The 25,689-nt window shown below is 65.3% G+C and carries 24 protein-coding genes; 10 read left to right on the forward strand and 14 right to left on the reverse strand.

What is annotated here, in order from left to right:
* Positions 1–305: 305 nt before the first annotated feature.
* The gene (gene uraH, locus POS17_RS01015) at positions 306–716 is read right to left on the reverse strand and encodes a hydroxyisourate hydrolase (protein WP_060836971.1); all 411 of its coding nucleotides are present in this window, start codon (positions 714–716) and stop codon (positions 306–308) included.
* Positions 717–814: 98 nt separating this feature from the next.
* Positions 815–1,303, reverse strand: a complete 489-nt coding sequence (locus POS17_RS01020; RefSeq protein WP_060836972.1) for a GlcG/HbpS family heme-binding protein — start codon at positions 1,301–1,303, stop codon at positions 815–817.
* A gap of 136 nt (positions 1,304–1,439) precedes the next feature.
* On the opposite strand from POS17_RS01020, the gene POS17_RS01025 reads away from it, so the two are divergent.
* Both POS17_RS01025 and POS17_RS01030 read left to right on the forward strand, forming a co-directional pair.
* Positions 1,440–2,120: a heavy metal response regulator transcription factor gene (locus tag POS17_RS01025; protein ID WP_060836973.1), complete on the forward strand. Its 681-nt coding sequence runs from the start codon at positions 1,440–1,442 to the stop codon at positions 2,118–2,120.
* Positions 2,107–3,495: a heavy metal sensor histidine kinase gene (locus tag POS17_RS01030; RefSeq protein WP_060836974.1), complete on the forward strand. Its 1,389-nt coding sequence runs from the start codon at positions 2,107–2,109 to the stop codon at positions 3,493–3,495. The genes POS17_RS01025 and POS17_RS01030 overlap by 14 nt, the downstream gene beginning before the upstream one ends.
* Before the next feature lie 124 nt (positions 3,496–3,619).
* Here POS17_RS01030 and POS17_RS01035 read toward each other — a convergent pair whose 3' ends face one another.
* Positions 3,620–4,624 (reverse strand): AraC family transcriptional regulator, encoded by a 1,005-nt coding sequence (locus POS17_RS01035; RefSeq protein ID WP_060836975.1) that lies wholly within the window; start codon positions 4,622–4,624, stop codon positions 3,620–3,622.
* A gap of 99 nt (positions 4,625–4,723) precedes the next feature.
* On the opposite strand from POS17_RS01035, the gene POS17_RS01040 reads away from it, so the two are divergent.
* Positions 4,724–5,800 (forward strand): fatty acid desaturase, encoded by a 1,077-nt coding sequence (locus tag POS17_RS01040; RefSeq protein ID WP_060836976.1) that lies wholly within the window; start codon positions 4,724–4,726, stop codon positions 5,798–5,800.
* 113 nt (positions 5,801–5,913) lie between these two features.
* Entirely contained in the window at positions 5,914–6,360 is a 447-nt protein-coding gene (locus POS17_RS01045) for a pesticin immunity protein (protein WP_082729807.1), read from the forward strand.
* A gap of 275 nt (positions 6,361–6,635) precedes the next feature.
* On the opposite strand, the gene POS17_RS01050 is transcribed toward POS17_RS01045, so the two are convergent.
* The 3 genes from POS17_RS01050 to POS17_RS01060 are packed head-to-tail and all read right to left on the reverse strand — an operon-like array spanning position 6,636 to position 10,668.
* The gene (locus tag POS17_RS01050) at positions 6,636–8,246 is read right to left on the reverse strand and encodes an arylsulfatase (protein ID WP_060836977.1); all 1,611 of its coding nucleotides are present in this window, start codon (positions 8,244–8,246) and stop codon (positions 6,636–6,638) included.
* 14 nt (positions 8,247–8,260) lie between these two features.
* Positions 8,261–9,076, reverse strand: coding sequence for an ABC transporter ATP-binding protein (locus POS17_RS01055; protein ID WP_060836978.1), 816 nt, complete (start codon positions 9,074–9,076; stop codon positions 8,261–8,263).
* A complete protein-coding gene (locus POS17_RS01060; RefSeq protein WP_060836979.1) occupies positions 9,073–10,668 on the reverse strand; it encodes an ABC transporter permease in 1,596 nt (531 codons plus the stop codon). The genes POS17_RS01055 and POS17_RS01060 overlap by 4 nt, the downstream gene beginning before the upstream one ends.
* Before the next feature lie 387 nt (positions 10,669–11,055).
* Between POS17_RS01060 and POS17_RS01065 the strand changes: the two genes are divergently transcribed.
* The gene (locus POS17_RS01065; protein ID WP_060836980.1) at positions 11,056–12,078 is read left to right on the forward strand and encodes an ABC transporter substrate-binding protein; all 1,023 of its coding nucleotides are present in this window, start codon (positions 11,056–11,058) and stop codon (positions 12,076–12,078) included.
* Between the two features lie 143 nt (positions 12,079–12,221).
* Here the strand turns inward: POS17_RS01065 and POS17_RS01070 are convergent, their stop codons facing one another.
* A complete protein-coding gene (locus POS17_RS01070) occupies positions 12,222–13,142 on the reverse strand; it encodes a LysR family transcriptional regulator (protein ID WP_060836981.1) in 921 nt (306 codons plus the stop codon).
* 182 nt (positions 13,143–13,324) lie between these two features.
* Between POS17_RS01070 and POS17_RS01075 the strand changes: the two genes are divergently transcribed.
* A complete protein-coding gene (locus tag POS17_RS01075) occupies positions 13,325–14,230 on the forward strand; it encodes a TauD/TfdA dioxygenase family protein (protein WP_060841860.1) in 906 nt (301 codons plus the stop codon).
* 371 nt (positions 14,231–14,601) lie between these two features.
* Here POS17_RS01075 and POS17_RS01080 read toward each other — a convergent pair whose 3' ends face one another.
* Both POS17_RS01080 and POS17_RS01085 read right to left on the reverse strand, forming a co-directional pair.
* Entirely contained in the window at positions 14,602–16,218 is a 1,617-nt protein-coding gene (locus POS17_RS01080) for an alkaline phosphatase family protein (protein ID WP_060836982.1), read from the reverse strand.
* 274 nt (positions 16,219–16,492) lie between these two features.
* Complete coding sequence (locus POS17_RS01085) at positions 16,493–17,437, reverse strand: LysR family transcriptional regulator (RefSeq protein ID WP_060836983.1); 945 nt, start codon at positions 17,435–17,437, stop codon at positions 16,493–16,495.
* Positions 17,438–17,591: 154 nt separating this feature from the next.
* Here POS17_RS01085 and POS17_RS01090 point away from each other — a divergent pair, with 154 nt between their 5' ends.
* Both POS17_RS01090 and POS17_RS01095 read left to right on the forward strand, forming a co-directional pair.
* A complete protein-coding gene (locus tag POS17_RS01090) occupies positions 17,592–19,964 on the forward strand; it encodes a TonB-dependent receptor (protein ID WP_060836984.1) in 2,373 nt (790 codons plus the stop codon).
* A 66-nt stretch (positions 19,965–20,030) separates the two neighbouring features.
* A complete protein-coding gene (locus tag POS17_RS01095; protein WP_060836985.1) occupies positions 20,031–21,380 on the forward strand; it encodes an aryl-sulfate sulfotransferase in 1,350 nt (449 codons plus the stop codon).
* Between the two features lie 102 nt (positions 21,381–21,482).
* On the opposite strand, the gene POS17_RS01100 is transcribed toward POS17_RS01095, so the two are convergent.
* The 5 genes from POS17_RS01100 to POS17_RS01120 all read right to left on the reverse strand — a co-directional run bounded on the left by POS17_RS01100 (position 21,483) and on the right by POS17_RS01120 (position 23,898).
* On the reverse strand, positions 21,483–21,824 hold the full coding sequence (locus POS17_RS01100; protein WP_173655879.1) for a hypothetical protein: 342 nt from the start codon (positions 21,822–21,824) through the stop codon (positions 21,483–21,485).
* A complete protein-coding gene (locus POS17_RS01105) occupies positions 21,821–22,249 on the reverse strand; it encodes an SMI1/KNR4 family protein (protein WP_173655880.1) in 429 nt (142 codons plus the stop codon). Before POS17_RS01105 ends, POS17_RS01100 begins: the two co-directional genes overlap by 4 nt.
* Positions 22,250–22,353: 104 nt before the next feature.
* The gene (locus POS17_RS01110; RefSeq protein WP_060836986.1) at positions 22,354–23,019 is read right to left on the reverse strand and encodes a hypothetical protein; all 666 of its coding nucleotides are present in this window, start codon (positions 23,017–23,019) and stop codon (positions 22,354–22,356) included.
* 75 nt (positions 23,020–23,094) lie between these two features.
* The gene (locus POS17_RS01115; protein ID WP_016963103.1) at positions 23,095–23,310 is read right to left on the reverse strand and encodes a helix-turn-helix domain-containing protein; all 216 of its coding nucleotides are present in this window, start codon (positions 23,308–23,310) and stop codon (positions 23,095–23,097) included.
* A gap of 9 nt (positions 23,311–23,319) precedes the next feature.
* Positions 23,320–23,898 carry a hypothetical protein gene (locus POS17_RS01120; protein ID WP_060836987.1) on the reverse strand — a complete coding sequence of 193 codons (579 nt, stop codon included), beginning with the start codon at positions 23,896–23,898 and terminating at the stop codon, positions 23,320–23,322.
* Between the two features lie 304 nt (positions 23,899–24,202).
* Between POS17_RS01120 and POS17_RS01125 the strand changes: the two genes are divergently transcribed.
* Together POS17_RS01125 and POS17_RS01130 are read left to right on the forward strand one after the other, a co-directional pair.
* On the forward strand, positions 24,203–24,454 hold the full coding sequence (locus tag POS17_RS01125; RefSeq protein ID WP_016963101.1) for a helix-turn-helix transcriptional regulator: 252 nt from the start codon (positions 24,203–24,205) through the stop codon (positions 24,452–24,454).
* Positions 24,454–25,650: a type II toxin-antitoxin system HipA family toxin gene (locus tag POS17_RS01130; protein ID WP_060836988.1), complete on the forward strand. Its 1,197-nt coding sequence runs from the start codon at positions 24,454–24,456 to the stop codon at positions 25,648–25,650. The genes POS17_RS01125 and POS17_RS01130 overlap by 1 nt, the downstream gene beginning before the upstream one ends.
* Positions 25,651–25,689: the final 39 nt, after the last annotated feature.

Genomic DNA, 25,689 nt, shown 5'->3' on the forward strand with positions numbered 1-25,689 from the left:
TCAAGACCGCTTTCGCCGGCAAGCCGGCTCCTACAAAGTCCCGCGCGATTTCTCTGCCGACCGTAGGAGCTGGCTTGCCAGCGAAGAGGCCCTCAAGACCGCTTTCGCCGGCAAGCCGGCTCCTACAAAGTCCCGCGCGATTTCTCTGCCGACCGTAGGAGCTGGCTTGCCAGCGAAGAGGCCCTCAAGACCGCTTTCGCCGGCAAGCCGGCTCCTACAAAATCCCGCGCGATTTCTCTGCCGACCGTAGGAGCTGGCTTGCCAGCGAAGAGGCCCTCAAGACCGCCCTCGCCAGCAGTCCGCTTCTACGAACCACGATAGGTCGAGAACCCATAAGGGCTGAGCAGCAACGGAATGTGGTAATGCTGCTCGGTCTGCTTGACCTCGAAGATCACCGGGATCTCGGGGAAGAAGGTGTCGCGCTTGGCCTGCTTGAAGTATTCGCCGGTCTTGAACACTACCCGGTATTCACCCGCCGTCAGCGCCTGGCCCGCGGGAAACAGCTCGCTGATCCGCCCCTGTTCGTTGGTGACGCCGCTGGACAAGGCTTTCCAGTCCTGGCCCACATGCTGCTCCAGGGTCACCTTGACCCCCGGCGAGGGCAAACCGTTTTCCAGGTTCAGCACGTGCACGCTCAAGGGATTGCCCGCCGCCAGGGCCAGGCTCGACAGGCCGCAGAAGCCGATAGCGGCCAGGCCATTACGCAAAACGTTCATGTCTCACTCCTTTCTCGATTGAACAAACAACAGACTCTGTAGCCGCTGCCGAGCCCGCGAGGCTGCGCATTAGCGCAACGCGGGCGCGGCTCTCCCGTTCACTGATGTCCGGCCTCGGCCGCCAACCCCACCCGCTGTGCCGCCTGTAACGCGCACGCCTCGTCCTGCGCCGCGCCGCCCGCACCGGCAATACCCATCGCGCCCACCAGCTGGTTATCGGCAAACAATGGAATGCCGCCGCCGAGCAACAGCAGCTCCGGCAAGGTGTTGAGATTGGCCGCCTCGGGGTTATTGCGCGCCCGTTCGGCGAACAGCCGGCTCGGGGTCTTGGTGGACAGCGCGGTATAGGCCTTGCGCTGGCTGGCGACGGTGTTGTGCGGGCCGACGCCATCACTGCGCAAGGTCACCAGCAGGTTGCCGCCACGGTCCAGCACCGACACCACGGCCGTGCACTGGGCCAGGCTGGCGTCGGCCAACTGACGGGCGGTGGCCAGGTCCAGCTCGGCGTGACGGGGCAGGTCCGGGGCCGCCAGGGCGCTGCCGGCAAGGCCCAGGCCAAGACTTAGAAGAAGGGTTTTGCACATCATGGGGAAGGCTCCGCAAAGACAGGCCGCCACCTTAGCCAGCGGTCCTCGTCAGAACCTCGTCAGTTGGATTACAAGTTTGTAATGGGCAAGCGCGCGCCGGGCGCCTAGCCTGTGCCGATCATTTCCGAGGTGCGCCATGCGTTTGCTGGTAGTTGAAGACGAAGCCAAGACCGCGAATTTCCTTGCCAAGGGCCTGGGAGAGTCCGGATTCGCCGTGGACGTGGCCCTGAACGGCCTGGACGGGCGCTATTTCATCGAGCAGCAGGAATACGACCTGATCATCCTCGACGTGATGCTCCCGGGCCTCAATGGTTGGCAGTTGCTGCAACTGATCCGCCAGCGCGGCGCCACCCCGGTGCTGTTCCTCACCGCCAAGGACGCCATCGAAGACCGGGTGCGCGGCCTGGAACTGGGTGCCGACGACTACCTGCTCAAGCCCTTCGCCTTCGCCGAACTGCTGGCCCGGGTGCGCACCCTGCTGCGCCGTGGGCCGCTGCGCGAGGCCGAGTCCTTCAGCATCGCCGACCTTGAGATCGACGTGCTGCGCCGTCGGGTCAGCCGCGGTGGCCAGCGCATCGCCCTGACCAACAAGGAGTTCGCCCTGCTGCACCTGTTGGCCAGCCGCCAGGGCGAAGTGCTGTCGCGGACCCTGATTGCTTCCCAGGTGTGGAACCTGAATTTCGACAGCGACACCAACATGGTGGAAGTGGCGGTGCGCCGGTTGCGGGCCAAGGTCGACGATCCCTACATGCCCAAGCTGATCCACACCGTGCGTGGCGTCGGCTACCAGCTGGAAGCCCCGGATGAAACGCTCTAGTTCCATCGCCTGGCGGCTGGCCCTGGCCTTTGCCGCGGTCTGCGCCCTGGTGCTCAGCGTGATTGGGGTGTTTCTCTACCGCTCCCTGGCCGGGGAAATCGCCTACCGCGACGACCTCGCCCTGCTCGGGCGCCTGGAGCAGGTGCGGGCCCTGCTCCAGGACAGCGACAGCCTGGACGCCCTGCAAGCCCGGCCCCGGCTGTACCAGAACATGCTGGGCAACCAGGACAGCCTGCTGCTGGTGCTGCGGGCCGATGGCTCGACGGTGATCGGCATCAACCCGCGGCAACAGCGCTTGCCCGAGCTGCTGCCGATCGCCCAGGAGCGGCGCCCGCAACGCGGCGACATCCGGCTCTGGCCGGGCAGCGACCACGTCCCGGTGGCGCTGCTGGCGGGGCAGGCCAGCGGCCCCAAGGGCGAGGTCCTGACGGTGATTGCCGGAAAGATCCTCAGCGAGCGCGAGCAGATGCTCGCCAGCTATCGCCTGCGCCTGTACCTGGCGGTAGGCCTGGGGGCCTTGCTGGCCTTCGCCCTGGGCCTGCTGTTGTTACGCCGGGGCTTGCAGCCCCTGCGCCAGCTCAGCGAGTCGGTGCGCGAGATCGATCTGCGCAGCCTCGACCGGCGCCTGCACACCACCGGCATTCCCGCCGAATTCCACGAGCCGGTGCAAGCCTTGAACGCCATGCTGGCGCGCCTGGAAGAGAGCTTTCAGCGCTTGTCGCAGTTCTCCGCCGACCTGGCCCATGAAATCCGCACGCCGTTGCACAACCTCCTGGGCAGCAACGGCCTGGCCCTGAACCAGCCGCGCAGCGCCGCGGAGTACCAGGAAGTGCTGGCCTCCAACATGGAGGAGTTCGAGCGCCTGGGACGCATGGCCGAGAACCTGCTGTTCCTGGCCCGGGCCGAACAGGCCGATGCGGCGCTGGACCGCCAGCTGCTGTCACTCTCGGGCGTCGGCGCGCAGTTGTGCGACTACTTCGAGGCCCTGGCCGATGACCGGCAGATCCGTCTGGAAAACGGCTTTTTCGGTGAGCTGCAGGCCGACCAGCAACTGCTGCAACGGGCCCTGGGCAACCTCCTGGCCAACGCCGTGCGCCACGCCGACGCGGGTTCGCTGATCCGCCTGCGGCGCCGTGACGAAGCGGGCTGGTGCTGGCTGCAGGTGCACAACCAGGGTCCGGCGATTGCCCCTGAACACCTGCCCCGATTGTTCGACCGCTTCTACCGGGTCGACCCCTCTCGCGCCGAACCGGGGGATTCCGGCGGCCTGGGGCTGGCCATCGTGCGCTCGATCATGCTGCTGCATGGCGGTCAGGTGCAGGTGGCGAGCGATGACCGAGGCACGGTATTCGAACTGGGCTTCCCCCTCCTGTAGCCGCTGCCGAGCCTGCGAGGCTGCGACAAGGCCGCCAGGCCTTCAGCGGTCTGCAGTATTTGCGCCCGCGTTGCGCTCGTTCGCAGCTTCGCAGGCTCAGCAGCGGCTACAAGGCTGCAGGGGCTCAGCGCAAACCGTCGCGAAACTGCCCCGGGGTCATCCCGGTCCAGCGTTTGAAGGCCCGGCTGAAGCTGCTGGCATCGGCAAAACCCAGCAGGTAGCTGATCTCGCTCAGGGAGCATTCCAGGTCCCGCAGGTGCAGCAGGGCGAGGTTCTCCCGGCATTCGTTGAGCAGGGTGTCGAAGCGCGTGCCTTCATCCGCCAGGTGCCGTTGCAGGCTGCGCAAACTCAGGTGCAGGGCCTGGGCCACCCGTTCCGCGGAGGGCTCGCCTTCCGGCAATTGGGCTTCGATCACCCCGCGCACCTTGCGCTCCCAGGTCAGGGGCCGCAGTTGCAGCAGGGTGCGCTTGAGCACCGCTTCGTTGTGTTCGGCCAGTTCCGGGTTGGCGTCGTCCAGGTGGCTGTCGAAATCGTGCAGGCCGAATTCCAGGCAATCGTCGGCCGCGGCAAAGTGCACCGGGCAGCGGAACACCTTGTGCCACTGGCTCGGGTCCGCCGGGGCCGGGCGCCGCAAATGTACGGCCAGCGGCGCGTAGTCGCGGCCCAGGCGGTTGCGGCAGGTGCGCACGTAGATCGCGGCAAAGGCGTCGATCGCCTCGATGGCCGGCCGCGGCGCGCCTTCGGGCACCTTGAGGAAGAAGCGGTAGCGGTCCGGCTCGCGGGTCAGGGCCAGTTCCAGGGCGTCGCTGACCACCTGGTGATAACGCACGATGCGTTCGAACACTTCTCGCAGGCTGCCGCTGGCCACCAGGGCGTAGCCCAGGGCATGGAAGGTGGTGGGGCTGACAAAGCGCGACACCCGCAGGCCAATGGCCGGATCGCCGCTGGCCTGCACCGCCAGATGCCACAGGCGGGTGGTGGCCGACAGCGGGTAGCGGGCGTTGGGGTCGTCCATCCATTGCGGGTCGAGGCCGGCCTCGCGGCACAGCGCGTCGCTGTCGAGGTCGAGGGCGTCCAGTTGCTTGCGCAAGGCGCGGGTCCAGCTGGCGAGGGAGGTGGCTTCGGTCATGCGATTGGCGCGTCCGGTCAACAGGTTGGCGTTTACGGCTAGCGCCCGGAGCCGGGGCTCGGGGCAGGATGCACACATCACTGACCAGAGGATGGAATCATGCAGGGTATTTCTGCAAGCCCCGAGCGGATGAACGCACAACAGCGAGCGGCGCACATTCGCCAGGTGGTCCTGGCCCGGGGCGATGAACTGCGCCGGCGCTTCCCCTTGCTGCGGCACCAGGACGCCCTGGGCGCGGGGATTTTGCTAGTCGCCCTGTCCGGGATGCTGGGGTCAGCGGCGCTCTATGTCGGTGGCTACCTGGCCTGGTGGGCGTGCCTGCTGCTCAACGCGTTCTTCGCGTCCCTGACCCACGAGCTGGAACACGACCTGATCCACAGCATGTACTTTCGCAAGCAGCGCCTGCCCCACAACCTGATGCTGGCGCTGGTCTGGCTGGCGCGGCCGAGCACCATCAACCCCTGGGTGCGGCGTCATCTGCACCTCAATCACCACAAGGTGTCCGGCAGCGAGAGCGATATCGAAGAGCGCGCCATCACCAACGGCGAACCCTGGGGCATCGCCCGCCTGCTGATGGTCGGGGACAACATGATGGCGGCCTTCATCCGCCTGCTGCGGGCACCGGGGGCCAGGCGCAAGCTGCGCATCCTCGGCCGCACCCTGGCCGTCTACGCGCCCCTGGCCTTGCTGCACTGGGGCGCCTGGTACCTGTTCCTCGGTTTTCATGGGGCCAATGGCATCGCCGCGTGGCTCGGCAGCCCGATCCAGTGGTCACCGGACACCCTGGCGCTGATGCACGGCATTGATATCGCCGTGGTGGTGATCATCGGCCCCAACGTGCTGCGCACCTTCTGCCTGCACTTCGTCAGCTCCAACATGCACTACTACGGCGATATCGAACCGGGCAACGTGATCCAGCAGACCCAGGTGCTCAACCCCTGGTGGATGTGGCCGCTGCAGGCCTTCTGCTGCAACTTCGGCAGCACCCACGGCATCCACCATTTCGTGGTCAAGGAACCCTTCTACATTCGCCAGCTGACGGCGCCGGTGGCGCATAAAGTGATGGCCGAGATGGGCGTGCGCTTCAACGATTTCGGCACCTTTTGCCCCGGGCCAACCGCCTTTCATCCCGTGGAGCAGGTGGCGACGCAACCTGCGCGTAACGCCCGGGCTTGAGGGGGCGGACTGTCTTTCTGGTTAAATATCCAAGGACCGATGACGTTAAGCCAAGGTCACGCGGCGCCGGGAAACGCCCGGAATTCGCGAAGGGGCAACGACAGGGAGACAGTATGAACAGTGCGGTAAGGCGATTGATCGCCGTTGCCTTGATGAGTGTGGGCGGTCTGTCGCTGGCCGACCCGGTGGCGCAGGGCCGCGACGAGGCGCTGGCGCTGAGTATCTTGAAGCATCTGGAAGTGAACGGTTTTCGCAATTCCTTAAGGCCGCGGCACTACCCGGACGGCACCACGCTGGGCCAGACGCCCTATCGGATCTACGAGAAGGCCGCAGGCGCCGAGGGCACCTACAACGCGACGGACGAAGAACAAAGCTGGGTCTACAGCGTCAGGGTGATGGAGCAGGGGAAGCAGGGCATCACCATCTGTTTTGTCGACCAGAACCTGCACGGTAGCTACCTGGCCGCTTCGCCGTTGCGGGTCGAGAAAAACCGGGCGGGGCATTACGTCGTGGTCAAGGAACTGCCAACAACCCCGGCCTGCCGCATCACCCGAGGCTGAGGCCAGCGCCATGGCGCAGCCCGGTGTATTCACCGAGGATCGATACCGGGTTCTGTGGCACGCCGCCCGTTGAGCAGCGAGGCGGCGGTCTTGCCACCTTATCCCCACTGTCATGCCGGACTTGCCGATAACCCAAACGCACCGCGTAGGAGCCGGCTTGCCGGCGAGAGGGCCCTGGAGACTGGTGGTTGTTCTGGAGGACGCTTTCGCTGGCGAGCCAGCTCCTACACAGGCCCGCTCTTGCACGGTCCGGTTCATAGCCAGCGCCTGCAAGCTCAATCCGGCTGAAACGGCGATTCGCTGAGGATCACCCCGGTTTCATCCACGTAGCGCTGCCATTCCTCCAGCAGGGTACGCAGTTTGTCCGGTTGGCTCTGGGCCAGGTCGTGAATTTCCCCCGGGTCCTGGCTCAGGTCGTACAGCTGCCAGGTCGCCGGGCCCACGGGGCCGGGGATGTACACCGCTTTCCACTGGCCCTGGCGGATCGCCCGGCGGCCGAACAGCTCCCAGCCGGTCACCGTGTGCTGGTCATGCACCTGGGCGGTTTCGCCGGAGAGAAAGCCCAGCCAGGACTTGCCCCGCAGCGGCGCCACGTCGCGCCCGCGCCAGCGCTTGCCGGGGTGGCGCACGCCGGCCAGGTCGAGCAGGGTCGGGGTGATGTCCATCACCGTGCCGAAGCCGTGGCTGATCTGCCCCTTGAGCGGCAGTTGCGGGTAATGCAGCAGCGCCGGCACGCGAATCCCGCCCTGGGTGGTGAAGGCCTTGAACAGCCGCGACGGCGCCGTGGCCGCCTGGGCCCAGGCCGGGCCGTACCAGACGTAGGAGTTGGCCCGGCCGATGTTCTCCAGGCGGTTGTCGTAGTGCTGGTTGAGGTAGGTCAAAAGCTCCGGCCCGAACTTGGGAAAGGCCTCCAGCAGCGCGCCCTCGGCGCCGTTGTCGGACATGAACAGGATCAGGGTGTTGTCCAGCTGGCCCTGCTGGCGCAGGTAATCCACCACCCGGCCGATGTTCCAGTCCATGCGCTCGACCATCGCCGCATACACCTCCATGGCCCGCGCCGAAACCTGCCGCTGTTCATCGCTCAGGGCATCCCACTCGGCGTTCAGGTTGATCAGCGGATGGGGCTCTATCGCGGCATCGATCAGGCCCAGGGCCTTGAGTTTTTCCAGGCGCTCGCGGCGCAGCACCTCGGGGCCGGCGTCATAGCGGCCGCGGTACTTGGCGACGATTTCCTCGGGGGCCTGCAGCGGCCAGTGGGGCGCCGAGAACGGCAGGTAGGCGAAGAACGGCCGGCTCTGGTCGCGCTCCTTCAGGTACTGCAAAAGCTTGTCGCCGAAGGCGTCGGAGGAATAGAAATCCGCCGGCAGCTCATCGATGAAGCGGTCGTCCTCGATGTACAGCGCCGGGGTGGATTTGAGCAGCCCGGGGGTGTGTTCGTCGTAGGTCGGCTCGAAGCCGTAGTGGTTGGCCGCCCCCGGCAGCAGCGAGAACGAACGCTCGAAGCCCCGGGCATGGGGCGCGCGTTCGGCGGTCAGCCCCAGGTGCCACTTGCCGCTCATCAGGGTCTGGTAGCCGGCTTCGCGCAGCAGCTCCGGCAGGGCCACCACGCGGTCGTTGAGGTAGCCCTCGTAGCCCGGCTTGCCGATCAGCTCGGGGGTCAGGGCCTCGGCCATGGTGCCGATCCCGGCAATGTGGTGGTCGGTGCCGGTGAGCAGCATGGAGCGGGTCGGCGAGCAGGTCGGGGCGGTGTGGAAATCGGTCAGGCGCAGGCCGTTGAAGGCCAGGGCGTCGAGGTTCGGCGTGGCGATCTCGCCACCGAAGGCGCCGAGGTCGGAGAAGCCCAGGTCGTCGGCCAGGATCACCAGAAAGTTGGGGCGTTGCGGCATCGCGGCACTCCTGTTCAGCAAGCAATGAAGGTCAAGGGCAGGTCGCGGATCTGCACCGGCTGCGGCGCCTGGTAGTGATCATCGCTGGTCAGTTCGTGGAGCAGTTCTTCGCGCAGTTGGTGGAAGTCGAAAGCGCTGCGCTGGCGCGGATGTGGCAGGGCCACCTCGACCACGCGCTTGATGCGGCCCGGACGCGGCTCCATCACCACCACCCGGTCGGCGAGGAAGATCGCTTCCTCGACATCGTGGGTCACCAGTACCGTGGTGATTTTTGCCCGCTCGCGGATCGCCAGCAGCTCGTCCTGCATCTGCTGGCGGGTCAGGGCGTCGAGGGCGCCGAAGGGCTCGTCCAGCAGCAGGATGCGCGGGCTGGCCACCAGCCCGCGAGCGATGGCCACCCGCTGCGCCATGCCGCCGGACAGTTGGTGGGGATAGGCCCGGGTAAAGTCCTTGAGCCCCACCAGCTCGATGAAGTCGTCGATCCGCCGCTGGCGCTCGGCGGCGCTCAAGGGTTCGTTGACCAGGCCCAGGCCGATGTTCTCGGCCACCGTCAGCCAGGGAAACAGGCGGTGCTCCTGAAACACGATGCCGCGTTCGCTGCCGATGCCGCTGACCCGCTGGCCGTCGACCCGGATCTCGCCGCGAAACTCGGTGTCCAGGCCGATCAGCAAGCGCAGCAGGGTGGACTTGCCGCAGCCGCTGGAACCGACGATGGCGACGAACTCGCCCTCGGCGATGTCCAGGTTGAATTCGCGGATCGCCTCCACCTCGCCACCGGCGACGGCGAAGGTCTTGCCCACGTGATTGAAACTGACCAGGGGTGCGTTCATGCGTGTCTCCAGCGGGTGGCGCGGGTTTCGAGTTGTTGGCCCAGGCGATTGAGCAGGGCCCCGGTCAGGCCCACCAGGAGCATGCCGGCCATGATCAGGTCCATGCGCAGCAGTTGCTGGGCGCTGATCATCTGACTGCCGATGCCGCCGTTGGACGGCATGAAGTATTCCGCGCCGATGGTGCCCATCCAGGCGTAGATCAGGCTGATGCGCAGGCCGGCGAAGATGCCCGGCGCCGCCCCGGGCAGCACCAGTCGGCGCAGCCGTTGCCAGAGGTTCAGGCGCAGCACCTGGGCGGCTTCCGCCAGTTGCGGCGAGAGCTGGGCGACGCTGCGCTGGGTGGCGATGAACAACGGGAAGAACGCGGCCAGGGCGACGAACACCCATTTGGCCAGTTCCCCCAGGCCGAACCAGGCGGTGAGCAGCGGCACCCAGGCGAAAATGGCGATCTGGCGGATGGCGGCCAGGGTCGGTCCCAGCAACCGTTCAGCGAGGCGCGACAGCCCCAGCAGCAAGCCCAGGACCAGGCCCAGCCCGCCGCCCAGGGCCAGGCCACCCAGGGCGCGTCCCAGGCTCAGCCCCATGCCCCCGAGCAAGCTGCCGTCCCGCAGGCCGTCGACGGTGGTGCCCAGTACCACCAGCGGGCTCACCAGAATATTGGCGTCCACCCATTGCCTTGCGCTCGCCAGCTGCCACAGGCCCAGCAAGGCCAGGGGCAGCAGCCAGGGTTGCAGGCGCTGCCAGCCCTGATAGCGCGGACCGCGGCGCAGGGCGGCGGTGGCCGGGTGCGGCCAGTGCACCAGGGTGCGATCCAGCCAGCCGATGCCGCGGTCCATGCACACCCCCAGCACGCCGATCACCAGGATGCAGACGAAGACGATGTCCAGCATGAACAGCTGGCGCGCCCAGACCATCAGGTAGCCGATGCCTTCGCTGGAGGCCAGCAGTTCCACCGCCAGCAGCGAGGTCCAGCCGGTGGCCAGGGCCAGGCGCACCCCGGCCATGAAGGCCGGCAGCGCGGCGGGCAGCACCAGGCGGCGCACCAACAGCGCCGGAGGCAGGCGCAGCACCGCGGCGGCTTCCCGCAGCCGGGGCTGGGCGTCGCGCACGCCCACCAGGGTGTGCAGGGTCACCGGCACCACCACGGCCTTGACCAGCACCACCAGCTTGAGCACTTCGCCGATGCCGAAAAACACCATGAACAAGGGAATCCAGGCCAGGGTCGGAATTTGCGCCAGGGCGCCGAAGGAGGGGTACACCAGACGCTCCAGGCGCCGGCTGAAACCCAGGGCACCCCCCAGCAGGGCGCCGGCGGCGATGCCCGCCAGCAAGCCCCAGAACAGCCGTTGCAGGCTGATCGCCAGATGGCTCCACAGCTCACCGCGGCCCAGCTCCAGGGCGCTGCTCCAGACCAGCGCAGGGGCCGGCAGGATCTGTTCGCTCATCCACAGGTTGCGGCTGGCCAGCCACCACAGGACGAACAGGCTCAGGGGCAGCAGCCAGGGCAGCAGGCGCTGATGGATTGCGGGCCAGCCCGGGCGTCCGGTGGACGGTGCCGCCAGGGGCAGGCTGAGCAGGGAAACACGGGCCATGGATGACCTCCGTCGTCGGGTTCTGCATGGCATGGGTCGACGCTGTAGGAGCAGGCTTGCCAGCGCATCGGCGCTTGCCGGCGATGCGGGGCTGGCGGGCCTGTTCGCCGGCAAGCCGGCGCCTACGTGATATGCGTTTGTGGTCTATTAAAATTCTTATCGATTCTATTAAGAGATAAGAGAAGCCATTTAAGGCTGGTTGGCCGACACGCATCCAATGCATTTGAAGAATATTTTTCATGCATTTCATGCATGTCCCCGGAGGCGCCCGTGGCTGCTGGGTTATTCAATATGGTTATTAAAATGTGAATTTATAGTATTTAAAGGTTGATCGATTCCGTGCCTACCTTCTGCTCCTCACAGCCTTTGCCATCAGGAGCCGCACCCATGAACCTTCCCTTCAAACGCGTCATCAGCCTGTTCGCCGCGCCGGCCCTGGCGGGGCTCCTGGGTTGCCTGCCGCTGCTGGCCCAGGCCGCCGAACTCAAGGAAATCCGCATCGCCGTGCCCGACCTCAGCGCCGGCACCCAGCACAGTGGCGGCGGGGTGGTGGACGTGCTGCGTCAGCAACAGATCTTCGAAAAGGCCTTTGCCGACCAGGGCATCCAGATCCAGTGGAATTTCTTCAAGGGCGCCGGGCCGGTGATCAACGAAGCCTTCGCCAACGGCCAGGTGGACCTGGCCTATCTCGGCGACCTGGCGGCCATCATCGGCAAGTCCAACGGCCTGGATACGCGTTTGCTCAGCGCCTCGGCCCGTGGGGTCAAGCATTACCTGGGGGTGGTGCCGGGCTCGGGGATCAAGACCCTGGAAGACCTCAAGGGCAAGCGCGTGGCGGTGTTCCGGGGCACCGCCACCCAGCTGTCGTTCGACGCGGCCCTGGCCAGCCGGGGCCTGAGCGAGAAGGACCTGAAAGTGGTCAACCTCGACTTCAACGCGGCGGTGGCGGCCCTGGCGGCCAAGCAGATCGACGCCTCCTGGGGCAGCACCGGGCTCTCGGCCCTGCGCAGCAAGGGACTGGCCGAACTGCCCCTGAGCACCAAGGACTTGGGCGGCGCCGGCAGCGTGCAGAGCGTGCTGGTGGGCGCCGGCAAGTTTGTCGACGAGCACCCCGAGGCCGTGGAAAAACTGCTCAAGGCCCAGCAGCAGGCCGTAGAGTGGCTGACCCAGGACAGCAACAAGGACGCCTACATCCAACTGGTGTCGGGCCTGGCCAGCTACCCGCCGGTGATCCTGCAGGAAGACCTCAAGGACCAGCGCCTGAGTGAAATCTTCCCCTCGACCCTGGACCCGGTGTTCCTCGGCAAACTGCAGGACTCGGTGGACCTGGCGGCCAAGGAACGCTTGATCCGCAAGCCGTTCAAGGTAGAGGCCTGGGTCGCCCCGCAACTCGCCGCCGCCGGCCTCTAACCTCCTCCCTGTAGCCGCTGCCGCAGGCTGCGCCCGGCACCGTAGGGGCCGCTGTGGCCGGCAACGCGGTTTATCTGGAAGAACCGGGTGCCGTCTTGCGCCGACTGCGTCGTCGTTCGCAGCCTGCGGCAGCGGCTACAGGGTTAGACGGCGATGCCGTGGCTTTGCTGGTCGACCGCCACCAGCACTTCGATCAACTTGCGCGCCGCTGGCGACAGGCGAAAACCGCTGCGGCTGACGATGCCGCAGCGGGCGTTCAGGCTGTCGATGTTCTGCGGCAGGTTGCGCCAGTGCAGCAGCGCCAGCGACCCCTGCTCGATGTCTTCGGCGAAGGCCTCGGCGGTGCCCACGCCAATGGCATTGGACTGGCGGACGATCTTCACCAGCGCTGGAAAGTGTTCAGTCTCGATGGTCGGTGAAAAGTCGATGCGTCCGCTGAGGTTGGCCAAAAGCTTGCGGATCCCCGGGGGAATCAGGGTGGTGGCCAGGGGGTAGTCGAACATGTCGTTGGTGGACAGGCTTTCCTTGGCCAACAGCGGGTGCCCGGGGCGGCAGAAGAACACCCCGCGCTTGGGCGTCAGCGCCTGGGTCTGGTAGTTCGGATCGGCTTCGAAATGGCGGATGTCGGCGATGAAGAACTCGATCTCTTCGCGGTTCAGGCTGCGGCTGAGTTTCTCCCAGTTATCCACGGCAAAGCAGGTGCGCACCTTGGGGTGGGCGCTGCTGAACTGCGCCACCGCGTCGGGCACCAGCTTCACCGCCGGCGCCGGGCCGCAGCCGAAGCGCACCTCACCGGCGTCGAGCTTGGTCATCTGGGTTACTTCGCTGCTGAGCAAGGCCGCGCCCTGCACCAGGCTCAAGGCGTGCTGCAGCACCACCTGGCCTTCCGGGGTGGGGCGCAGGTCCTTGTTGCCTCGGTCCACCAGCACGCAGCCGAACTCCTGTTCCAGGCCCTGGATACTGCGGCTGAAAGCCGGCTGGGTGATGCCCATGGCGTCGGCGGCGCGGACAAAACTGCGGTGTTCATTGAGGGCGATGAAGTAACGCAATTGGCGAAGATCCATATGCTTTCCCGGCATCCGAAAAATAGCTCGAAGGCATTTGCGACGAGTGAGGCTGAGGTTTTAAATGCAAGCTCTTATTCCGTCAACGAAGCATGTAGTTATCTATTAGATCTAAATTGAATATAGATAGAGCGTTGTTTCGCGGCGGTTCCAACCGTAAGCAGTCGATGAGGGTGTACCTGATGAGCAATGCCGCCTTAGCCGTTAAACCCGCTGTTGATGCCCTTGAGATCCACCCGGTGGCCGGTCGCATCGGCGCCGAGATCCGTGGCGTGCAACTGTCCGGCGACCTTGATGCCGCCACCGTGGACGCCATCCAGCAGGCGCTGGTGCAGTACAAGGTGATCTTCTTCCGTGGCCAGACCCACCTCGACGACCAGAGCCAGGAAGCCTTCTCCCACCTGTTGGGCGAGCCGGTGGCCCACCCCACCGTGCCGGTGCGCGACGGCACCCGTTACCTGCTGGAGCTGGACGGCGCCGAGGGCCAGCGGGCCAACTCCTGGCACACCGACGTGACCTTCGTCGACGCTTACCCGAAAGCCTCGATCCTGCGCTCGGTGGTGGCCCCGGCCGCAGGCGGCGACACGGTGTGGGCCAACACCGCCACCGCCTACAACGAACTCCCGGCGGAACTGCGAGAGCTGGCGGACAAACTCTGGGCGGTGCACAGCAACGAATACGACTACGCCGGGGCCAAGCCCGACGTCTCGGCGGAGAAGCTGGAGCGCTACCGTAAAGTGTTCACCTCCACCGTATTCGAGACGGAACACCCGATCGTCCGTGTGCACCCCGAAAGCGGCGAAAAGAGCCTGGTGCTGGGGCACTTCGTCAAGCGCATCAAGGGCTATTCCCAAGCCGATTCGGCGCACTTGTTCAACCTGCTGCAAAGCCACGTGACCCGCCTGGAAAACACCGTGCGCTGGCGCTGGAGCGCCGGTGACGTGGCGATCTGGGACAACCGCTCGACCCAGCATTACGCCGTGGACGACTACGGCACCCAGGACCGCATCGTGCGCCGCGTGACCCTCAAGGGCGACGTCCCGGTGGGTGTCCACGGCCAGCGCAGCCAGACCATCAAAGGCCTCTGACCCACCCCTCAAGCCCCTACGGGCATTTACCCGATGCACCTGCCCACTGTAGGAGCTGGCTTGCCAGCGAAGGCGCCCCTGAGAGCGCTGCAAGGCTCAAGGGCCTCTTCGCCGGCAAGCCGGCTCCTACGAGAATTCACGCGATGGACCTGCCCACTGTAGGAGCTGGCTTGCCAGCGAAAGCGCCCCTGAGAGCGCTGCAAGGCTCAAGGGCCTCTTCGCCGGCAAGCCGGTTTCTACGAGAATTCACGCGATGGACCTGCCCACTGTAGGAGCTGGCTTGCCAGCGAAAGCGCCCCTGAGGGCGCTGCAAGGCTCAAGGGCCTCTTCGCCGGCAAGCCGGCTCCTACGGGATGGAAGGTTGCCGGGGGTTACCACACGCCGATCTGCACCAGCTTTTCGCTTTCCGGTTCGCCGTAGCGAAAACGCTGGCCACGCAGATCGATCTCTTCATGGCTGATGGTGGTGCGGCGTTTCAGGCCGCGCAGCCATTCCAGCAAGTACCCCAGGTGTTCTTCACGCACCGCGGCGTAGGCCGGGTCGGCCCCCAGGTCATGCAATTCCTGGGGATCGTTGTGCAGGTCGAACAGCTGCGGGCGGAAGCCGTCATAGGCCAGGTACTTCCAGCGTTCGCTGCGCACCATGGTCATGCGGCAACGGTCGATGGGCTGGCCCAGGCGCTCCCGGGCCGGGGCCTGGAAGGCGTAGTCGTATTCGCTGATGGCGTAGCGGCGCCAGTCCGGTGTCACGCCGTGCAGCAGCGGGATCAGCGAGCGGCCTTCCAGTCGGTGTTCGGCCCCCGGCAGGCCCAGGGCGTCGAGGAAGGTTGGCAGGGCGTCGATGGTTTCCACCAAGCGCTCATCCACCGTGCCACGGGTGATATCCGCCGCTGCCCGCGGGTCACGGACGATCAGTGGCACGCCCACCGCTGGTTCCAGCAGGAACTCCTTTTCCCCCAGGTAGTGGTCGCCGAGGAAGTCGCCGTGGTCGCTGGTGAAGACGATCAGGGTGTCGTCCCAGCGGCCATTGCTCTGCAGGACATCCAACAGCCGGCCCAACTGGTCGTCCACCTGCTTGATCAGGCCCATGTAAGTGGGCACCACGTTCAGGCGCACTTCATCCCGGGAAAAGTTCAGGCTCTCTTCATGCTGGCGGAAGGCGGCGTAGACCGGGTGGTCGCTGAGCTGCCCGGGCGCGGCGCGCACCGCCGGAATGATCTGCCCGGGGCCATACAGGGCGTGGTACGGGGCCGGCGCGATGTAGGGCCAGTGCGGCTTGATGTAGGACAGGTGCAGGCACCAGGGCTGCTCGCCCTGTTCGCCGATGAAGTCGATGGCGCGGTCGGTGGTGTAGACGGTTTCCGAATGGGCTTCGGCGACCCGGGCCGGCAGGTGAGCGTTGCGCATTTTCCAGCCGCTGAGGATCTGCCCCTGTTCGCCGGCCCCGGCGTTGGCCCAGTCGTGCCAGGGGTTGAGCCCGTCGTAGCCGAGGTTGCGCAGGTAATGGGTGTAGGGCGCGGCATCGCGCTTGTCGTCGAAGATCGGGTCGTCGGGGTAGATGCCGTCGTGGCGCAAGTAGGGCTCGAAGCCGACCTCGTTGAGCGCCTCGGCCTGGGGGCTGTCGGGGTCGATGGCCAGGCGCTGCAAGGCGTCGAGGTTGGGCGTGGCGTGGGTCTTGCCCACCAGCGCGGTGCGGATGCCGTGGGGCCGCAGGTAGTCGCCCAGGGTCAACTCTTCCAGGGGCAGGGGCACGGCGTTCCAGGCCACCTGATGGCTGCTGACATAGCGCCCGGTGTAGGCCGACATGCGCGACGGGCCGCAGATGGTGCCCTGGGTGTAGGCGCGGCTGAAGCGCACCCCGGCAGCGGCCAGGCGATCGATGTTCGGGGTGTGCAGGTGTGGGTGGCCGTAGCACGAGAGGTAATCCCGGCGCAGCTGGTCGCACATGATGTAGAGCACGTTGCGCACGGGGGAAGGGGTATTGGACATGGGGTTCACCGAGGGGAAGACAGGCGCGTTTTTTCGCCTCCGGCGGGGCCTCCCGGCAAGCGCATTTGCCGAATAGTTTTGATGCAGGGCGTGCATCGCTCAGGTCCTTGTAGCCGCTGCCGCAGGCGGCGATCGGCCGCGCAGCGGCCGCCGGGGATTTGCCGTGGATGGCCGGGGCGAGGACTGCGTCCTCGTTCGCAGCCTCGCAGGCTCGGCAGCGGCTACGGGTGCAAGTGCAGGGGGCGAGTGTCGGGGCAGGACGCCAGTCAGGGGCTCAGACGGCGAGGTTGTCGAGGGACGGCAGCGCTTCGTCCTGTTCGTCGATGGCCTTGATCTCTTCGATCATCGCCGCCGCCAGGGGCGAGAGGCGGTAGCCGGCGCGGCTGACGATGCCATAGCGGGTGTAGAGCTCTTCCAGGTCGTCGGCCAGGCCGTCGATCTTCAGGCACACCAGTTCGCCCTTGGCGTTGTGCAACGCGTCGCTGTAGGAGCCGACGATGCCGATGGCGTCCGAGCGCAGCACCACCCCCAGCAGGCTGTAGCTGTTTTCGCATTCCACATTGGGCGTGAAGTCCGGCTTGCCGCAGAGGTCGACGATGACCTTGCGCAGGTTCGGCGGGCGGATGGTCACCGCCAGCGGGTAGCTCATCAGTTCGCTGGCGCTGACGCTGTCGCGCTGGGCCAACGGGTGCCCGGCGCGGCAGCAGAAATGCCATTTGCGCGGGCGCAGGCGCTGGGTCAGGTAATCCGGGTCGGCCTCGAAGTGGCGGGTGTCGGCCACGAAGAATTCGAACTCTTCGCTGAGCAGGCGCTTGCTCAGGCTTTGCCAGTCATCCACCTGGAACTGCACCCGGGCCTTGGGGTAGCGCCCGATAAAGCTGCCGATGGCCCGGGGGATCAAGCCCGAGGCCGGCGCCGGGCCACAGCCGAAGCGCAACTCTCCCGCCTCCAGGCCATTGAACTGGCTGATCTCGTTGGCCATCTGCTGGGCCCCGCTGACCAGCCGACGCGCATGTTCCAGCAGTAACTGGCCCTGCTTGGTCGGGGCCAGGTCCTTGCGCCCGCGATCCACCAACTGGCAGCCGACGCTGTGTTCCAGGGCCTGGATGCTGCGGCTGAAGGCCGATTGCGAAAGGTTCACCGCCGCCGCGGCCGCGACAAAGCTGCGCTGTTCGGCGAGGGCGATGAAGTGACGGAGCTGGCGCAGGTCGATATGCATTTTTCACATAAAAAATATCGGGGAAATGCATTGGCTATGCATTAGGTCGACTCCTTATAAAGGCAATCTCTTATGCAGTAAATCTTTGTAAAAACATAAATAAATAACTTTAAGGAATATACGAGGCTGTATATTTTCTGACCAGGAGCCGCCCATGAGCCCGTTGTCCCTCGCTTCACCCCTCTCGCCCCGGCGGCTCAAGCGCCTGCCCCTGGCGCTGTTGCTGGCCGGCAGCGCGAGCTGGACGCCGACCTGGGCCGAAGACGCCCCGGCGCCGGATGCCGCGCCGGCCAAGAGCAGCGCCAGCAAGGCCAAGGCCGATGACGGCCAGTTGCAGACGGTGACCGTGACCGCCCGGCGCCGCGAGGAAAGCTCGCAGAACGTGCCCACGCCCATGAGCGTGGTGGGCGGCCAGGCCCTGGAGAGCCAGCGGGTGTACCGCATTCAGGATCTGCAGCAACTGGTGCCCAGCGTCAACGTCGCCTACATGCATGCGCGCCAGTCCAGCGTGTCGATCCGCGGCCTGGGCAACAACCCGGCCAGCGATGGCCTGGAAGGCAGCGTCGGGCTGTACATCGACAACGTCTACCTGGGAAGGCCGGGGATGGCGGTGTTCGACCTGATGGACATCGAGCAGCTGGAAGTGCTGCGCGGTCCCCAGGGCACCCTGTTCGGCAAGAACACCACCGCCGGGGTGATCAACATCAGCACCCGGGCGCCGAGCTTCACCCCGGAACGCAGCATCGAAACCTCCCTTGGCGAGGACGGTTACTTCCAGACCAAGGGCACGATTTCCGGGCCGCTGACCGATGAGCTGGCCGGGCGTTTTTCCGCCTATCGCACCCGCAGCGACGGCGACATCAAGAACGAATTCGACGGCCATGACCTCAATGGCGGATCGCGCCAGGGCTTTCGCGGGCAACTGCTGTACAAGCCCAACGACAGCTTCAACCTGCGCTGGATCGGCGACTACAACGAAGAGGATTCCAGCGCCGGCACCCGGGTGCTGTACAGCACCGGGCCGACCATCAACGGCACCAACGTCTACGAGTCCCGCGCGGCGGCGGCCGGGGCGACCCTGGTCAACGGATCGCACCGCAAGGTCAACCTGGACAACGACCAGCATGTCACGGTGTTCCAGGGCGGCACGTCCCTGGAGGCCAACTGGACCCTGCCCAGCGATTTCACCCTGACCTCGGTCAGTTCCTACCGCTGGTGGAACTTCACCCCGCGTAACGACGATGGCCTCAACGTGCCGGCCAGCTACAACGCCGGGGTGTCGGTGGAGGACAAGCAGTGGTCGCAGGAATTCCGCCTGGCCTCGCCCACTGGCGGCTTCTTCGACTACGTGCTGGGCGCCTACTACTTCGGCTCCGACCTGGACAACAAATCCTTCGCCTATTACGGGCCCAAGGCGGACATCTGGAACGGCACCCCGGCCGGGGCCCTGAGCAACGTCACCAGCATCGGCAACGGGCATATCCAGACCAACAGTTTCGCCCTGTTCGCCCAGGGCACCTGGCACCTGACCGAGCGCCTGGATTTCACCGCCGGGCTGCGCGGCACCTACGAGGAAAAAAGCGCCTGGGTCAGCCGCAACGCGCCGCTGGGTGGCGCCGCGGTGGCCGGTGCCGCCGCCAACGCCCGTCGTGGCCGTGCCGGGGCCTATGATTCGGGCGACCTCAACCAGTACAGCACCAGCCCTTCGGGCCTGCTCAACCTCAGCTACCGCTTCACCGATGACCTGCTGGGCTACGCCACCCTGTCCCACGGCGAGAAGTCCGGCGGGGTCAACCTGGCGGTGGGCTCGGCGCCGACCGCCGGGGCCGACTCGCTGCTGATCGGCACCGAGCGCGCCAACAACGCCGAGCTGGGGTTCAAGAGCACCCTGTGGGACCGCCGCCTGCAACTCAACGCCAACCTATTCTGGACCCAGGTCAACGGCTACCAGACCAACGCCTACGACAATGCCAACCGCGTGCAGTACCTGACCAACGCCGGGTCGGTGCGCTCGCGCGGGGTGGAAGTGGAAAGCACCCTGGTGCCGATCCGCGGCCTGACCCTGAACCTCAACGGTTCCTACAACGACGTGCGCTACCTGTCCTACAAGGATGCGCCGTGCCCGCCGGAAGTCAGCCTGCGCCCGGGAGCACCGGCCTCCTGCGACCTCAGCGGCCACCAGGTGGTGGGCGCCTCGAAATGGATCGGCAACGCCAACGGCGAATACAAGTGGAACCTGGACAACGGCCTGGAAGAGTACGTCACCGCCAGCTACGCCTTCCGCTCCAAGGCCGTGGGCACCGTGGAAGATTCCGCTTACGGGCAGATCCCCAGCTACGCCGTGGTCAACCTCTCCACCGGCCTGCGCGGCAACTACGAACAGGGCCAGTGGGACGTCTCGCTGTGGCTGAAGAACGCCTTCGACAAGACCTACTACACCACCCTCTGGACTGCCGGCAACGGCGGTTACGAAGGCCTGCTGGGCACCCCGCGAACCCTGGGCGTGACCGGACGCTACGACTTCTGAAACCCGGCTTCACGTATCTCGCGCCGGGTCTGCCGGCGCCCTTCGACCTGAACAGGAGTGCTCGTCATGCTGCGCGTCAAAAGCGTTTTGCCCTGGCTGATTGCCGCCAACCTGCTGGCTTCGGCGGTGCAGGCCGCCCCCAGCGTCTACCCCACCGGAGTGACCCGCTACGATCCGGCCAGGGCCTATAACCAGTACGTGATCTTCAGCGGCGCCGACAAACAGACGCACCTGATCGACATGAACGGCAACGAGGTGAAGCACTGGCCGCAAGCCGGTTTCCCCTCGGCGATCATCGACCCGCAGCTGGTGAACGGCGAGCGCGGCCGGGTGCTGTTGCAGCTCAAGGACAAGGATCCCGGCCCCCTGGGTTCGGCGGGCAATGGCCTGGGCAACCAGAGCGTCGGCGAGCTGGACTGGAACGGCAAGGTGCTCTGGCAATGGGGCGACCAGGCCCCGGGCGGCGCCGCCCAGCAGCACCACGACCAGCGCCGCCTGGGCAACGGCAACACCCTGGTGCTGGCCAACAAGGTGCACAAGGTGGCGGGGTTCAAGGTGCCCCAGGTGATCGACGATGCGATCTATGAAGTCAGCCCCGACGGCCAGGTCAAATGGCAGTGGCTGGCCTCCGAGCACCTCAGGGAGTTCGGCTTTACCCCGGCGCAGTTGAAGCTGGTGTACGGCAGCGACAACCCGGACTACCTGCACATCAACAACCTCAGCGTGGTCGGCCCCAACCAGTGGTTCGACGGCGGCGATAAACGCTTCGCCCCGGACAACCTGCTGATCGATTCACGCAACGCCAACTTCATCGCCATCCTCGACAAGCACAGCGGCAAGGTGGTCTGGCGCCTGGGGCCGAACCTGGCGCCGATCAACCCCAAGACCGCGGCCAAGGTGCCGCGCCCGGTGGACCAGTTCGTCGGCCAGCATGACGCCCACATCATTCCCGCCGGCTTGCCGGGCGCCGGGCACCTGCTGGTGTTCGACAACCAGGGCACGGCCGGCTACCCCTCGGTGCCTTTGGGGCTGATTGCCGGTTCCCGGGTGCTGGAGATCGACCCGATCAAGAACGAGATCGTCTGGCAGTACAGCGCCGCCAGTTCCCGGCAGCCGGGCTGGGCCTTCTACAGCTCGTTCATCAGCAGCGCGCGGCGTTTGCCCAACGGCAACACGCTGATCGATGAGGGCATGAACGGACGCTTCTTCCAGGTCACGGCTGGCGGCGAGATCGTCTGGGAATACGTCAGCCCCTACCTGGGCAAGGCCCCGGGCAGCGAGGCCGTCAGCAACTGGGTGTACCGCGCCTTGCCGGTGAGCTACGACTGGGTGCCCCAGGGCACACCGCGTTCGGAAACCGCGGTGAGTGTGCCGGAGTCGGGGCTGAAACCGGCCAGCGCCAGCGCGGGGATCTGAGCTGGAGGCCGTGCCGTGGCTCGGCTTGGGTCGGGCTGGCGCCCTAGCGGGAGCAAGCTCCCTCGCCACCAATGAGGTGCGGGAGTTGCTCTGGGCTGGGCCTCAGAAGTAGAAGTACAGACCGGTATCCCGTTCCAGGGCCAGGCGATTCAGGGCGATGAGCCTGTGGATAAGTTCATCCTCCGCCGTCGCGGTCCGGGTGAGGATCGACAGCGCCGTGGCCAGGGCGGCCTGGCCCTGGATCGAGGCGTCTTCGTAGTCATCGATCAGGCTGCCCAGGGCGCGGTTCAGGCTCGGTAGCAGGTCGCTGCGGGACAGCAGCGCCCACTGCTCCGGGGACAGCGCCAGTTCCTCCAGGTCGCCCGGCAGGCATTGGTCCAGATCCAGGCGCTGCATGGCGGCCTTGCTGGTGGGCACCACTATCCATTTTTGCGGTGCGCTCATGGCTGCCACAGTTCGACAAAGGCCTTGAAGTCGGCGGCCACCGGGTAGCGGCTGGCACTGTCGGGATCGAAGATTTCCACCGCCACGCCCGGGCTGTTGAAGTCCAGGCAGATCAGCAGGCCGCCGGCGTCCCGGGCAATCGGCAGGCAGCCTGCGGGCAGTCCCGGCACGCGGCCCGGACTGGCGTACCAGAGCAGGCTCCAGGGTTGGTTGCTCAGGCCGAACTCGAAGAACTCGCTGATGCAGGTGTAGTCGTTGCCATAGCGGAAGGTGCCGATCCCCGGGGTGGCGGCCTCGGCGTATTGCACCAGCTCCAGGTACAGCGACGGAAACTCAAGGCCGAGGCGTTGCTGCACCTGGGCGATCAGCTGTTCGTTCACCGCCGATCCGGGTTCGATTTCCCAGGCAGTCCAGTCCAGGGGCATGTTTGACCTGCGCCTTGTCGTTGAGGGGGCTGCGCCCGCGCGAGGGGGATCGGGCGGGCGGCGAGGGGCGATTGTAAGCGTGTCGCTTGGTGCGCGGTAGGCGCTTAGTTGCAGCTGTGGCCTTCGGGCAGGGTGACCGTGTATTTGCGCTGCACGCGGTTACGGAAGTCCAGGTTGTCCAGGCTTTCCTGCACCAGGAAATCCTCGACCTTGGCGTCCTGGCAGTCCTCGTTATAGGACGAGGCCCGCAGCAGGAACACCGTGCGCCGGCTCTGCTCGTCCTTGGCCTTGATATTGAAGGTCGACAGGGTGGTGTAGCCGGTGCGCTCCGAGGAGCCGATGGCACGGTAGGACATCGTTGGGGTGCTGGTGCACACGGTCTGTTGGTTCTTGCCGGGCATGCACGTGGTTTTAGTGCTGCTGGGCACCTGGCCGTAGTCGGTGGCGGTGTAGCGGTAGCTGGTCTTTTTACTGCCCACGTCCAGGGCAATGTTCATGCGAAACGGCGGGTGGTTTTTCGGCAACGACGACTCGGTATACACCTGGGTGAAACCCATGCCGTGCAGGGCGGCGACCATGTCGCGCAAGTAGTAGCTGGCCTTGAGGCCCTGGGCGTCCTTGGCGCTGTTGACGGTCACCAGCACTGGAGCCTTGGGGTCGAAGTAATAGTCTTGGGCCGGGGTGGCGTCGATGGCCACTTCGAGTTTGTTGGCGCAGCCGGTCAAAAGCAGGACGAACAGAAACAGCGGGCAGAGCAGGTAGCGAGTCATGAATAAGCCAATGTGCAACGTGAGGAATGGATAAGGCTTTAACGATCGAGACTCGGTTCGAACAAACGCGGGGGGTTACGCAGGCTCGCTGGCCTGATACTCCAGCAGGTCGCCGGGTTGGCAGTCGAGTGCAGCGCAGAGTTTGTCCAGGGTCTCGATTTTCATCCCCTTGACCTTGCCATTTTTCAGCAACGACAGATTCGCCTCGGTAATGCCCAGGATGGCGGCCAACTCTTTGGAGCGAATCTTGTTTTTAGCCATGACAACGTCAAGCCGAACGATAATGGTCATCTCATTGTTCTATATGTAGTGACTGTGCTCATCACTGAGGACTTTGGCGTCGCGCATGATAATGGAAAACGAGCAGAGCAAGATTCCTTTGACCACCTCGTAAGCGGCGTAGGACGAGAAGCCCGCGGAGATCTGCAGGATGCGCTGGCCGGGCGGCAGGTCGAGGGACAGGGCCAGGCCTTGCAGGGTTTCCATCATCGGGAACGTGGCCGGGGCGACGATCCACAACATGCCCACGCGCCAGAGGATGCGGATGTTGCGATCGCTCCAGGTTTCGCCGCGCGACAGGCGCAGGAAGAACACCCCGGTCAGGTACAGGGCGAAGCTCGACAGCAGCAGGGGCAGGAAGTCGAGAATCACCAGCAGGGTGAAGCTTGCGGAGGAGAGTTTGAAGTCGGCTTCCAGCAGGCGGGGCGAGTGGTCGGCGAAGACGCTGAGCAGTGCGCCCAGGACCTGGTCCTTGTTGTAGATCCACATTCCGGCATTGCCACCGACCTCGACGACACCCATGACCCAGGCCAGGATCGCGGCCAGCAGGCCGACCCGTCGCAAGCGGTATTGGGCCGAGCCGTTGATTTGGGAGTGCATGCGTTATTCCTTGCAAAACTTGGGGGTGGCTGATTATTGATAAATAATTATCGAATTACAATAATTTATTTCTCTAGGATTGTTCTCGTCTAGCCGCCTGGAATGATGTTGTGGCGAGGGAGCTTGCTCCCGCTCGGGCGCGCAGCGGCCGTAAAACCTGTGCTTGCGACAGTCAGGGAGTACATATCCACTATCGAAGCCTTTCACCCGCCGCCACGGAGTGTGAGCCCCCACCGCGTCCCTTTGATTTTTCACCATGTTAGGTATACGTTACATTTAATCAATTTTGTTGCGTATAAAGAACATGGACTACCTTCTTATCACCGCGCGCCTTGGCGAGCAGGTTCGCCAGCGCCGCCTGCATCGTGGCCTGACCCAAGCCAGCCTGGCCGCCTTGGCCGGCGTGACCCGGCAGAAGGTCATCGCCATCGAGCGGGGCGACTTGTCGGTGGGCATGGCGGCCTATGCGCGGGTGCTGGGAGCCCTGGACTGTGAATTCACCCTGGTGCCTGCCGCGATGCCCACATTGGACGAGATCCAGGGAGTGTTCGACTGATGGCCACGGTGCTGCAGGTAGCCACCCCGGCCGGTGACAGCGGGAAAATCCACCGTGGCGCTGGCGATTATCTGTTTCGCTATCACGATGATGCCCGGGCACAGGCGGCAATCAGTCTGCTGATGCCCGTGCGGCTGGATGAATACCGTTATCGGGAGTTGCACCCGATCTTTCAGATGAACCTGCCCGAAGGCTATGTGCTGGAGCAACTGCGCAACCGCCTGGCCAAGGTGGTGAAGGTTGACCCGATGTTGCTGCTGGCGCTGTCCGGCAGCAGCGCGCCGATCGGGCGGGTCGCGGTGAGCTCGCCCGAAGTCGATGGGCTGTTGCAGCGACAGCAGTTTCCCGGGGAAAAACTTGAAGAAATCCTCGCGTGGGATGGCGCCGAGGACATCTTTGCCGACCTGGTGGACCGCTACATCCTGCGTGCCGGGATATCCGGCGTGCAGCCCAAGGTGATGGTACCGGAGCGGCATGACGCCGCGTCGCAGCGTTTTACCTCGAACACCTCAGAGTTGATCATCAAGAGCGGCCGGGATGAGTTTCCGGGGTTGGCGATCAATGAATTCCTGTGCATGTCGGTGGCCAGGGAGGCGGGGATGGCGGTGCCCGAGTTCTACCTCTCCGATAACGCCAAACTGTTTGTCATGCGCCGCTTCGACCGGGACGAGCAACTCGGTTGCCTGGGGTTTGAAGACATGGCGGCGTTGATGGGGCTGGGTGCGGAGCAGAAATACAGCAAGAGCTATTCGGCCATTGCCAAGGCCGTTCGCCTGTTCTGCCCGCCTGAGCAGGTGCCGGGTTCACTGGTGCAGTTGTTTGCCATGGTCAGCCTGAGCTGCATGGTGGGGAATGGCGATGCCCACCTGAAGAACTTCGGGCTGTTGTATTCCGATCCTGGCCAGCGCGATGCACGGCTAGCGCCGGCCTACGACATCGTCAACACCACGGCCTACATCCCACAGGACGTGCTGGCCCTGGATCTGCTGGGCAACAAGTCCCTGTTTGCTTCGCGGCAGGGGTTGCTGGAGTTCGCCAAGGTCTGTGATGTGGCTCGTCCGCAAGAGGTCATTCGTGGGCAGTTGGACGCACTGGAGCGGGTGTTGAGCCGATCGGCCGAATGGGGCGAACGGGCACCGCATGTCGTCGCGGCGATCCGGCACTGTGCCGAGCCCTTTATGAAAACCTTTGGCTAGTGCCTGTGTTGTCGGGCCGTGCGTTGCGGCGGCCTACCG

Source organism: Pseudomonas sp. Os17 (assembly GCF_001547895.1).
Taxonomy (GTDB): domain Bacteria; phylum Pseudomonadota; class Gammaproteobacteria; order Pseudomonadales; family Pseudomonadaceae; genus Aquipseudomonas.